2 protein-coding genes (1 of these 2 only partly in view) are annotated in these 13,008 nt (G+C 67.4%); both read right to left on the minus strand.

The window, feature by feature from the left end:
• Positions 1 to 12,030, minus strand: coding sequence for an SDR family NAD(P)-dependent oxidoreductase (locus O145_RS02125; RefSeq protein WP_043559107.1), 12,030 nt, complete (start codon positions 12,028 to 12,030; stop codon positions 1 to 3).
• Positions 12,027 to 13,008: the final stretch of an SDR family NAD(P)-dependent oxidoreductase gene (locus O145_RS02130; protein WP_043559110.1), read on the minus strand. It continues 10,565 nt past the right edge of the window; only the last 982 of its 11,547 coding nucleotides appear in the window; its start codon lies beyond the right edge, outside the window; it ends in the stop codon at positions 12,027 to 12,029. Before O145_RS02130 ends, O145_RS02125 begins: the two co-directional genes overlap by 4 nt.

A 13,008-nucleotide genomic window follows, 5' to 3' on the forward strand; every position in this document is an offset into this window, starting at 1 on the left:
TCACCAACCTGAGTCCAACTCATCGAGCAATTTGGCGAGTTCGGACTGTGCTTGGCTCGGTGGCGTCTCTTGGGCCCGCTCGATGGGCAACAGGGCCGACAACTGTTCCATGTCGGCGACCACGACGCCGACCTCGGCCGCATCCCCGGCGAGTGCGACGTCGAAGGTCCTCAGGCCCAATCCGGTGGTGAGCTGAGCGACGCCCAACCGCCTTCGCATCGTTTCGCGGGTTTGCTCGTCCAGCTCCATGCCGCCATCGCGCCATGTCGGCCAAATGAGGGCACGGCTGAGCCCATGGCGTCGACCGTCGATCCGGAGTTCCTCGCGAGCAGCAGCGAATGAACCCAGGAACCGGTTGGCGAAGGCGTAGTCAGTCTGTCCGGGATTTCCACCCACGGACGCCATCGACGAGAAGACCACGAAGAAGTCGAGCCGATCCTCCGACGTGGCCGCGTCGAGGTTGAGTGCACCGGCCAATTTGGGATCGATCACCGTGTGCATCTGCTGTGCGGTCCGCGTCAGGAGCATCCCGTCGTCCAAGACGCCGGCCGCATGGATGACACCGGTGATGGGCCCCCGGTTCCGAACCGACTGCATGAGCGAGGACACCGCCGCTCGGTCGGTCACGTCGATGGACTCGTAGCTGGCCTCGGCTCCCAGCCGCCGCAGTTCCTCGATCTGGGTGACGTGGCGCCCGTCCTGAGCTGACCTGCCGGTCAGGACCAATCGCTTGACGCCAAGGTTGACCAAGTGCCGGGCAACGATCCGCCCCAGGCCACCTGCTCCTCCGGTGATAACGCAGGTGCCGCCCCCATCGAGGCGGATCTCTGGCGACGATGATTCGGCCACGTTCGTCTGCCTGAGCGACCGTGTCCACCGCTGCCCCCAACGGTACCGGACCTCGTGCTCGGCTGAGTCACCACCGAGTTCACGCAGGCAGGCCTCGGCGATGAACGAGACGCGATCGTCCACATGAGCGGTGTCCAGACCCAGCGTGCGAACCACCACGTTGGGACTCTCGTGCCTGACCGCACGACCAAAGCCACCGAACCCCTCATGGACGGGATCAGGCGTGCCATCGAACACGTGGGCGTAGACGATGTCCACAGGGCGAGTGGGGCGAGACCTGACGACGGCCTGCACCAGGTGGAATGCGGGGAACGAACATTCCCCCTCCGCGCCATCGGCGTGGACCGTCCTGGTGGGGCGGAGGTCGAGAATGACGTCGGGCATCGTCCCCAGATCGTCGAAGAGCCGTCGAAGATCGTCCGGCTCGTCGCGCCCGATCCTGAAGGTGGACTGGTCACATCGCGCATATGAGTTCCCGGCAAGGACGAGGACCACCGGCTGACCCGGCCACATCCCACGCGCAAGGATGTACTCTCGCACTGCGTCATCCGCGTCAAGGATGACCAGCGGTCCCGTGGGCAGATCGTGGTTGGGGGCCGCGACCTCCGACGTCACCCAGTTCGCGGTGTAGATGACGCGCTCCAGAGCCGAGTCGTCCACGAGCTCATCCCGCCCCTCCTCCAACGGAGCCGTGGCGCTCGACCACGTCCGGGAGAGCTCCGCTGCCAGCTCCTCGATCGTTGGATGGTCGAACATGGCATTCGCATGCAGGACGATGCCAAGGTCCAGCTCGACCTGGTTCACCAGCCTCGTGGCGAGCACGGAATCCATTCCCATCTCGAAGAAGCCGCTGCGACCATCCACGCGGGAAGGATCCGGCATCTCGAGCAGTTCGGCGACCTTCTCGCCGAGGTACACGGTCAGGATCTGACCGCGCTCGCCCTCGGTGGCGTCCGACAGCTCGCCCTTGAGCCCAGTGCCGATATCGGACGATGCACCGGGGGCGCTCACAGCCTCGGCATGAGGCGCCAGCGGCGCGGGGGCGGTCGGCTCGGAGCCGCTCGGCCGTGACGCATCGAAGGGATCGACGATCCAGTACGACACGCGCTCGAAAGGGTAGGTCGGCAACGGCACCCGCCCGGGCGTTCCGTGGGGGTAGAGCTGACGCCAGTCAGGTTCCTCTCCACGGAGCCACCGCCCGGCCAGGTCGCTCGCGAGGCCCCGCGCCGACTCCCCTCGGTCCGTGTCAGGATCGCGCGGTCCCCCGTCCCCGGCACCTGAGCGGGGGGACCCAACCTCGGTGACCCGAAGATCATTGGACTCCCGGCCCTCCCGGGCGAAGCTCTCCAGAGTCTCGGCGGCTGCCTTGGGGTCGCTCGCCAGGAGGGCGAGCCTGTGCTTCAGCGATCGCCGACCGTCCTGGAGGGTCCAGGCGATCGACGAGAGATCCCCCTCGCTCGGCCCCACGCCCCTGAGATGCTCGGCCAACCTCGATGCTGCACTCCTCAGCGCAGACGGGGTCCTGGCTGACAGGACGAGAACCACGGGGCCGTCGCCCCGCAGCCGTCGGTCCTCCACTGGCTTGGGCGCCCCCTCGACGATCACGTGGACGTTGACGCCGCCGGCCCCGAAGGAGCTCACCCCGGCCCGTCTGCGGCCGCCTCTCCCCGCAATTGGCCATGGTCCCAGTGAGCGCTGCACCGTGAAACCTGCACTGTCGAAGTCGATGTTCGGGTTCAGATTGTCCGAGTGGATCAGCGTCGGAACCATCTGCGCGTGGGTCAACTGCAGGACGACCTTGTGCATCTGAGCGATTCCCGCAGCCGCCTCGGCATGACCGATGTTCGACTTGACGGAACCGATCGCACAGCGGGACGGCCTGTCGTTGGCGTCCCCCAAGGCTCCGACCAGACCCCTGATCTCCAGCGGATCACCAAGGCTGGTCCCCGTGCCGTGCGCCTCCACGTAACTGATGGTGTCGCTGGTCACCGACGCATCAGCCAACGCCGCCGAGATCACCTCGGTCTGAGCGACGGGGTTGGGCACACTGTACCCGAACGTGTGACCATCATGGTTAATGGCACTCCCCAGGATCGTCGCGTATACGTGGTCACCGTCCTCGAGCGCCTGCGAGAGGGGCTTGATCAGTACCGCCCCGACGCCCTCTGCCGGCACGTAGCCATCGCCGCCCTCGCCGAACGAGTGGCAGCGCCCATCGCCCGCGATGAAGCCAGACTCCGCAAGCGTGACGTACTTCGACGGATGCAGGGTGAGGTTCACTCCCCCCGCGATCGCGGCGTCGCATTCCTTCCGCCGGATCGCCGCGCACGCCAGGTGGATGGCGCTGAGCGAGGACGAGCATGCCGTGTCCACGGTGAGGCTGGGCCCCGCGAAGTTCATGAGATACGAAACGCGGTTCGCCAGCGAGAACGTCTGCGAGTTGACGGGGAGCCAGTCGCCGTGCTCCAGCTGGGAGGCGGCGTACATCTGGTAGTTGTTGTACGTCGCCCCGACGAAGACGCCGACGCGCCCCCTGGAATCACCCGCGGCCCCGCGCGTGATCGTCTCTGGTGTGTGGCCCGAATCCTCGATGCACTGCCATGCTGTCTCGATGAACAGGCGCTCCTGGGGATCCAGGAAACGCGCTTCGAGGGGAGAGATGTTGAAGAACTCGGGCTCGAAGGCGTCATACCCATCGATGAAACCGCCCCAGCTGGGGTACGACTCCTCCCCCAGTCTCTGGCGCGCCACCTCCTCGTACTTCTCCCAGCCGGGACGGTCTGCAGGGATGGGGCTGACACAGTCCCTGCCGTCGACCAAGTTCGTCCAGAACTCCGACAGGTCGTCGGCCATCGGATATCGTCCGCTCATCCCCACGATGGCGAGCGGTCGTCGATCCTCGCCCAGCGGTGGGCGCTGGGACATCGTCGCGGCCTCGGACGCCGGGTCACCACTGCCCTTGACGGTGTCTTCACGTACGTCCTCATCGACCTCGGCGTGGACTGGGACCAGATGGCGGTCGACGTAGTCCGCGAGCGCCCCGGCGGTCTTGAACTCGAACAGCACGGTGGCGGGGAGGGCACCGAACTCAGCGGCGAACGCCTCGTTGGCCTCCTTCACGAGGACCGAGGTGAATCCCAGTTCCTCGAAGGTCGCCTCGGGGTGGATCTCGGAGGAATCCCACCCGAGCACGCGCGCAAGCAACCGCTGGACGCGCGCCAACGTGGTCCGGCGAGGGGCCTCCTCTCGGCGATCGGTGACGACGTCCGACGGTGCTGGCTTCGGCGTGGGCGGCTCGGGTTGGGACGCAGTGTGGCTCGCCCCAGGCCGCGCATACTTGCCACGAGGTTCGAGGTCGACCCGGTGGATGGTTGCGTCTAACCAACACCTGCGGGGCTCGAACGGGTAGGTGGGCAGCGACACCCGCAAGGGGCGCGCCCCGTCCCACAGACGGTCCCAGTCGAGGTTGATGCCCCCGACCCAGAGCCGCGCCAGCTTGTCCGGGGTGTGCGATTCCCGCAGTTCGCGCTGATAGGCATCGCCCTCGGCCCCGGTCAACAACAGCCCGGTGAGGTCCTGCACCGCTGAGACGTCCCCCGTCCAGACGCCCGGGAGGGACCTCTCGCCGTCCAGGTGTCTCCCCAAGAGGTCGTGGAGTTCCTCAACGCTGCCGGCCACGATGGCCAGACGGTGCGCGAATGGTTCGCGACCGGTCTGCAGGGTGTAGGCGAGGCCATCGAAGTCGACGGGCGCCCGCGTCAGTTCAGCCAACGCCGAGTCAGCGCCCAGCCCGCTGCCGATGACGTCCACGAACTCGCTCACCGTCCTGCAACGCCCCGCGATCACCAGGTCACCAGGAATCTGGTACTTGTCCGACACTCGGGTGCGCAGGGTCGCCATGTCCACCGGATCCAGACCGATCTCGCCAAGATCCTCGTGGGTGTCGATGTCGGACGGATCGACCTGCGCGATGTCGGCCACCAGTCGCGAGACCTCCTTGAGGCGTGTCTGCGTTTCGACGGGCACACTGCGGCGGTTGCGTTCCAGATGCGCGAGCAGCGCGCGACCTTGACGTTCCAGCGCGTCCATGGTCTTGGCGCTGAGCGTCACGACCTGGGGACGGCCGGACGAGACCGCCGGAACGGGCTGCCGGTGCTCCTCGAGAACGATGTGGGCGTTGATGCCGCCGTACCCGAAGGAACTGATGCCCGCTCGTCGAGGCAATCCATCGGCGTGGGTGGGCCAAGGTCGGATCTCGCTCGAGATCGAGAACGGGGTCGGACCCAGGTTCAGAAGTGGCGACACGGCACGAAGGTTGGACTGCGGTGCGATGACCCCGTCCCTCAACGACAGGAGCACCTTCGTGAGGGACGCCATGCCGGCGGCCGTCTCAAGGTGACCCACATTGGCCTTCACCGAACCGAGGGCACAACCTGTCCCTGGCGCCGCGTGATGCCGATTGAAGGCCTCAACCAGACCTTTGATCTCGACAGGATCGCCAAGCCGGGTGCCAGTGCCGTGAGTCTCGATGTAGTCGGCGCCGGTGATGGAGACATCGGCTTGGTCCCACGCGGCCTCGATGATGTCGGCCTGGGACTGCGCCGATGGAGCGGTCAGTGAGACGCCCCGTCCCCCATGGCCGATCGCCGAGCCCCGGATCAGAGCGTAGATGTGGTCGTGATCCGCTTCGGCGTCGGACAAACGCTTGAGGACGACGGCCCCGACCCCCTCCCCTCGGACGTACCCGTCAGCGTCGGCGCTGAAGGGCTTGCAGACGCCGTCGGACGCGAGCATGCCGGCCTGCGAGAACGCGATGAACCCGGTGGGAGAGCACAAGGCATTGACGCCGCCGGCAATGGCAGCGTCCGACTCATGAGCACGCAGCGCTTGGACGGCACGGTGCATGGCCACCAGGGACGCCGAGCAGGCGGTGTCGATGGGCTCGGAGGTGCCACGCAGGTCATAGAGGAACGAGATGCGATTGGCGAGCAGCGAGTGCGCAGACCCGGTGGCGGTGTGTGCCCCCACACCCGCCCCAGAGGCCCGCAACAGCTCGGAGTAGTCGGAGCCGCCCACGCCCACAAACAGACACATGTTGGTCCGGGCGAATTCACTCATTCGGTGTCCAGAGTCCTCGACCGCAGCCCACACGGTCTGCATGAAGATACGCTGCTGGGGATCCATCAGCTCGGCCTCACCCGGCGAGACCCCAAAGAATTGGCAGTCGAAGTTCTCGACCCCCGGCGCGAAGCCACCGAACCTCACACCATTGGCTTCGTCGTCGCCGGAGCTCTGCCATTCGCGCCAGTCCCAACGCCACGCTGGCACCTCTCCGGTCATGACCTCACCGGCGCGCACGCGTCGCCAGAACTCCTCGGTGTCCCCACCCGGGAAGAGACCAGCCATACCCACGATCGCGATGGGTTCGGGGGCATCGTCACTCTCGTCGGTCCGAATCGTGGCCGCCACCTGCGGGGTAGCGGTGGCCAATGGGTGTGCGTCATCGCGATCCGACGTCCGCTGTGAACCCTTCTCAGCAGGGTCCGGGTCCGTGGGCTCGGCAGGCACGCTGGGAGCGTCCGGCTTGGTCCCAGGCGTCTCGGGGACGGAGACGGCCCAGCCGCGCTGCGTCGCGACCTCACTGCCGAACTCGTCCGCGACGAAGTCCACGAGCGATCTCAGCGTGGTGTGGTCGTAGAAGACCGACGGCAGCAGCTCGAGGCCCCACAGGTTATTGAGCCAGGAGGCCAACTCGGTGAACGTGATCGAATCGAAGCCGAACTCGACCAGTTCTGCCCCCAGGTCGACGTCTTGGTCCGCCAGACCCAGGGTGGTGGCCACACCGCGCGCGAGGTCGCTTCCCAGCAGGTACCTGACGCGGTCCGTCTCCGCGTCGTGCGCCGGCTGCGCCACCTGATCGACGTTGCCCGGTCGGTCGGCAGGGTGGCCCTTCCGAACCGTGCCGCCGGGTCCGTCCTGGGTTCGGACGTCCCCGTCCGGCAACCTGGCGGTCTGGTCGGCGAAGAACCGTCCGGCGATCTTGGAGTGATCTCCCTTGACGATCGAGATCACCGGGTGAGGCACGTCGTGGATGAGGTTGGCGAGGATGGTGAGGCCCTCCCCCGTTCCCAGCGGGCTCAGACCACCGGTCTGGCGCATGAATCGCTCAGTGGCAGGGTCGATCCGCATTCCGCCGTCCTTCCACAGCGGCCACTCGATCGATAATGAAGTCCCGGGGCGGCCCGCGTGCCGCGACCGCCAGACCATGAGTTCGTCGACGGCCCGGTTGGCATATGCGTAGTCCGACTGACCAAGGTTGCCCCTGAGCCCCGCCACTGACGAGAACACCACGAAGAAGTCCAGAGGATCGTCGGACGTCAGTTCGTCGAGGCAGGCAGCCCCAACCGCCTTGGCGGCGACCACGTCCTCGACATCCCCGGGCGACTTCTCCCAGGTCAGCGAGTCGTTCAGGACGCCCGCCGCGTGCAACACTCCTCGGATTGGCCCCAGGGTCCGGGCGTGCGCGAGGGCCTCGGCCAAGGCACCGCGATCCGTGACGTCGACCTTGATCGAGGTCACCGGCCCAGCGAACCGGGCCAGCCATTCGGGGGAGGCACCGGAGCGCGAGAGAACCACGGCGTGCCCGCCGGCGGCGACAATCCAGTCGACAAGGTGCCGACCGATGCCACCTGTTCCACCGGAGACCAAATACACCTTCCCAGCCAGGATCGGAGTCTCGTGGAGCGTCCAATCAAGCGGAATCTCGCGAATCCTCGGTGATCGGCACCCCTCGGGGCCCACACGAACTTCCTGGACGCCGGACGTGGTCACCGCGGCGGCCAGCTCCCCGGCCAATGCCGCGACCGGATCGGTCGCCATGACCACTCGAGCGGAGAAGCCCGACCATTCCAGCGCGACACTGTGCGCCCAGGCGCCGACGGGCTTGTCCCACATGCTCATGATGGACTGCTCCTGCGCACCCAGGAACACGAGTCTGAGCGTGCCGGCGGCCCTGTGAACGGCGCCAACCAACGCGGTCAGATCCATCACGCAACGGCGGTTGGATCCACCCATCCACAGCACCAAGTCTGGCTCCTGCGATGCTCGGGCTGAAGCGGCGTAGGCGTCAGCAGCCGCGTCCGGGAGCACCACCTGCGCCACCTCGCCCCCGGCGCTGGTCACCCGCCGTACCACCTCGTCCTGGCGCCCCTCGCCGACGACGAGGACCGTCTGCCCCGCCAAGTGCCCTGCGACAGGGCTGGCGCAGTCCACCCAGTCCTCGACCAACCCCACGACTCCAACGCCCACCCGCCTCAGCTCGAAGTCCCGAATGACAATGAGGACGCGACCTTGGTCGTCCGCGATGTCGAGGTCGAACCGAATCTGATCGGAGCGGGCGGCGGACGTGGACCGCTGGGCGCGCACCCACATCCGGTCGTCCAACGCTGCGTACCGCTCGATCCGGCCGATCCGGAACGGTAGGTAGAGCGGACGCACGGTCTCCTCGACCGGCGCTTCCGAACCGACCACCACACCGCTGATCGTCTGCAGCGCGGCGTCCAGCAAGGACGGGTGGAGCAGCCAGTCATGCACGCTGTCACGAAGGTCATCGGAGAGTTCGAGACGGGCCAAGGCCTGACCATCACCACCGTGGAGACGGGTGATCGAGCGGAACGATGGGCCATAGGCCAGTCCGGTCCGGCTGAACTCGTCGTAGCATTCCTCACCAAGTCGGAGGTCGGGGCAGTGCTGTATGACCGACGAGACGTCGAGGAATTCCTGCGTCCCGCGCCCTGAGCCATACTCGAGACGCCCGCTCGAACACACCTTCTCGTTGTCTCCTTCGAGGCATCCGATGGTGAACGAGGCACGGGTGTCCGACTCCTTGCGGACGACCACGTGCACCTCAGCACCCTCGGATGCCATGATCGGCGCCGCCCAGGTCACGTCCGATATGGTGTCGGCCCGCAGCTCGGGGAAGCCGGCCTCGCTGGCGCGCAGCGCAAGGTCCAGGTGTGCCGCGCCCGGAACGACGTTGTCTCCCTTGACCACGTGGTCACGCACGACGAAGTCTTGGCGCGTCAGATGGATGCGGTAGTGGACCTCGTCGTCCTCACGAACGACGCTGGCGCGGGACGTGGCTGTGGCCGACCGCGTCGAGTCCCCCAGGACATCTGTGAACCAGTAACGATCACGAGCGAACGGGTAGGGGGGCAGGCTGGTGACCCCGCCGGAGGGGCCCAGGGCGTTCCATTCGACGGACTCCCCCTCCTCAAACCGACGCGCCGCATCGTGCCTCGGGTCGGCCCCGGCCGCGTGGGCAGGAAACTGACCGCCGCGTGCAAATGCCTCGAGTTGCGTCACCGCATCGTTGACGTCCACGACCACGAACGCCGCCCTCGACGCCATGGTCGCCCGACCCGTCTGGAGGGTGTGGGCGGTGTCGGAAACGGTCGACCGCCGCTTGGCCAGGTGATCGGCCAAGAGACCAGCCATCTCGCGCAGTTGCGGCTCGGTCCTGGCGGAGAGCGGCAGGATGAGGGCTCCCGCCCGATCGACCTCTCCGGGATGGCTGTACTCCTCCACGACGATGTGCGTGTTGCTGCCCGACATGCCGAAAGAGCTGACCCCCGCGCGTCGAGGCGTGCCGGTCCGACGCGGCCATTCCTCCAGATGGTCGTTGATCCGGAAGCCGGAGCCCTCGATCTCGAGATAGGGGTTCTGCGTCGAATGGTTCGGCATGGCAGGAATCTCACCGTGTTGCATAGAGAGGATCACCTTGATCAGCCCGGCGAGACCCGCGCACGCCTCGAGGTGACCGACATGCGACTTGACCGAGCCGATCACGCAGTCGAATGATGAGTCTTCGCCTGCGACCTCGCGGCGTGCCGTCACGAGCGACTTGGTCTCGATGGGGTCCCCTAGGAGGGTTCCCGTCCCGTGCGCCTCGACATACCCGAGAGTGCTCGGGTCGACACCGGCATCGGCCCACGCTTCGCGGAGCACGGCCACCTGGGCTTCCGGGGACGGTGCAGTCGGGCTGTTCGCCCTTCCGTTGTGATTCGTGGCCGTCCCCTTGATCACCGCATGGATCCTGTCACCGTCCGCGAGCGCCAGATCGAGGGGCTTGAGCAGGACTGAGGCGACCCCCTCGCCGGGGACGTAGCCGTCGGCGGCGGCGTCGAAGGAACGGCAACGGCCCGTCGGTGACAGTGCCCCGACCCTGCTGGTGTACACGTAGTGCAGGGGGCTGATGAGCAGGTTCGTCCCCGCCACCACCGCCTGCCGACACTCTCCGGCGCGGAGGGAGGCCACCGCGAGATGCAAGGCGGTCAGGGAAGAGGCACACGCGTTGTCGACCGGGACGCTTGGCCCCCGGAAGTCGAAGATGTACGACAGACGCCCCGACAGCGCCGACGGCACGCACGACACCGCTTGGTAGTCCGTGAACTCCACGCCCGATCTGAGGATCTCGTCCCAGTACTCGTGGAAGGCGACCCCAAGGTAGAAACCGGTGGTGGTCCCCCGCAACAGGTCGGCGCATCCGGCGTCCTGAAGGGTGCCATGGACGACTTCCAGCAGGACACGCAGCTGCGGGTCCAGCCACAACGCCTCGCGAGGCGCGACTCCGAAGAACCCCGCGTCGAACTTGTCCGCCTCGATGAAGCCGCCCCATCGCGACCGGGACCGGTTCGGGGCCCCCGGCTCGGGGCTGTACCAGTCGCGCCAGTTCCACCGTTCGGCCGGAACCTCGGTGATCAGGTCGTCGCTGGCACGCAGGTGCTCCCAGAAGGTCCACAAGTCGGGCGAACCGGGGAAGCGTCCATCCATCCCGACGATCGCAATGTCCCTGTTGCGCTCGGGCACGACGGCCGGGGCGGGCCCCGACGGAGCCGGAGCCGGCTCGTCGCGGGTCGCGTCCGTTGAGGCTCCGAGACGAGCGGATAGGGCCTCTCCGTGCTGGGCCACCAGGGCCGCGCTGAGCTCTGCGATGGTGGGATACTCGAAGAACAAGGTGGGGTACAACTCGAGACCCAGGTCGTCCTCCAGAACACCCGTCATGGCAATCATCTGGGCGGAGTCCGCCCCCAGCTCCATGAAGCTGACCTGGTCGTCCAGAACCTCGCCCGTGCCGAGCGTCCGTTGCACGACCCCGGTCACGTAGCAACGCACGGTCGCGTCCGACGCATCCGACACCCTGGAGGGCGGCTCGGGGGCCGCCCCAGTGGCCCCGGTGGGCTGCGCCGACGTCGGCGCACCGCCGATGCGGCGCAGCGTCATGCCGTCAACCTCGAGGACGCACCGTCCCTCGTCGTCATGGAAGCGAAGATCCATGGTGATCAACTGGTCCGTCACCCGCACGGAGCTGGCGCGGCACCAGCAGGCGTTCGGAAGGGTGCTTCCCGTTCCCCGCATGGCCCGCACCGCCATGGTCACCCAGGTCGCCCCATCCGATGGCGTCAGGACGGCGGGATCAACGAGCGTGCCGCCGACCACGAAACCACCGTCGAGGAGTGCAGGGTGGACCGCGAGCTCCCCCTCCGCCGCGATGGCTTCGGGGCGCAGTTGCAGCCGCCCCAAGGCCTCGTCGCCTCGGATCCAGACCCGGCTGACGCAGTCGAGAACCGGGGCGCGAGACAGCAGCGGGACCGCCCGGATCTCGTCTGCGGACAGCGTTCGGTCGGACGTCCCCGTGAACGTATCAACCACCATCGGCTCCGTTGCGCGGCCACCGTCATCCATGTCCCCCAGCTCAGCCGTCATAGTCACGCGCTGCGCTCCCCCGCTGATCGAGAAGCGACCGACCAACTTGCTCACATCCGCGTCGTCGCGCTGGACGACCACGTCCACGCTCGCCCCCGGGGGAACCACGACGGGCTCGACAAGCACGAGATTGCGCACACCGAATTCCTCGGACGCAAGCTGGGCCGCCATGGAGCAAAGCGTGGTGCCCAGCAGCACCTGCTGCCCTTGGACGACGTGTGCGGCCAAGTACGGTTCATCATGAACCCATCGCCGCTGGACGGACTCCCCCCGGGGACGGCTCCGACGCCTCACCAGCTCCCCCACCTGGTCCCTGGTCAGCTGCCCGCGGGCGAACATCTCCAAGGCCGCCGTGATCGAGTGCTCGTGGCGGGGCTCGGCAGGGTCGGACTGACGGTTGTCCGGAGTGTCGCTCATGCTCGCGGATTCCTCTCCCATGGTTCTGCGGACGCGGGATTCGCTCCCAACAACACTGCGGCCGCCTCCGGGGACAGCTGGCCGGCTTCGATCTTGTCGAGCACCGCCTCGAGGTCGCCCACCGCCAGGTCCGATGGCTTGGCCGCGCCGACGGGGTCACCCACCTTGAGGTGCCTCCGGTTGAAGCGAGGGGGCGCCAACGGCTGGCGGGTCGGAAGATCCGGGTCGGCCGCCTCAAGCACGACGTGGGCGTTGGTGCCCCCGAACCCGAAGGCCGACACTCCCGCTCGACGCGGATGGGCGGCATCCCCTGGCCACGGCACCAGTTCGCTGACCGGGTAGAAGGGCGACTCCGAGAAGCGGAATCGGGGGTGCGGATTCGGACAGTTGAGGGTGGGGGGGATCTGCCCATGTCGAAGAGCAAGGATCACCTTGATGAGGCCGGCAATCCCAGCCGCCCTCAGCAAGTGGCCGATGTTCGACTTCACCGACCCCACACCGCACTGTTGACGCTCCGCGCCGTCCGCGGTGAAGACACACGAGGCGGCCTGAATCTCGATCGGATCGCCGAGCGAGGTCCCGGTCCCATGGGCCTCCAGGTACGAGATGTCGCTGGCCCGGACGCCAGCCGCGGCAAGCGCGCTCGCCACGACGTCCTGCTGGCCGTGGGGGTCGGGGACCGTCAGCCCGATGGTGTGGCCGTCGTTGTTCACGGCACTGCCCAGTATGACCGCGTGGATGGTGTCCCCATCCCTGACGGCCGCCCGGTAGGGCTTGAGAAGCACCAGACCAGCCCCCTCGCCGGGCACCATCCCGTCAGCGTCCGCGTCGAAGACCCGGCAGACGCCGTCCGCAGCCAGGGCACCCGCCTTGCTGAAGCCAATGTGCACCTGCCCGTCGGTCAGGAGCTCGACGCCGCCCACGATCGCGGTGTCGCAGTCCCCCGCCCGCAGGCCGGCACACGCCTGGTGGAGTGCC

The organism is Actinomyces israelii DSM 43320 (assembly GCF_000711965.1).
In the GTDB taxonomy this organism is placed as follows: domain Bacteria; phylum Actinomycetota; class Actinomycetes; order Actinomycetales; family Actinomycetaceae; genus Actinomyces; species Actinomyces israelii.

Bases quoted from the DNA above. Each gene is read 5' to 3' on its own strand.
- O145_RS02125 (WP_043559107.1), bottom strand. From the start codon at position 12,030: ATGAGCGACACTCCGGACAACCGTCAGTCCGACCCTGCCGAGCCCCGC.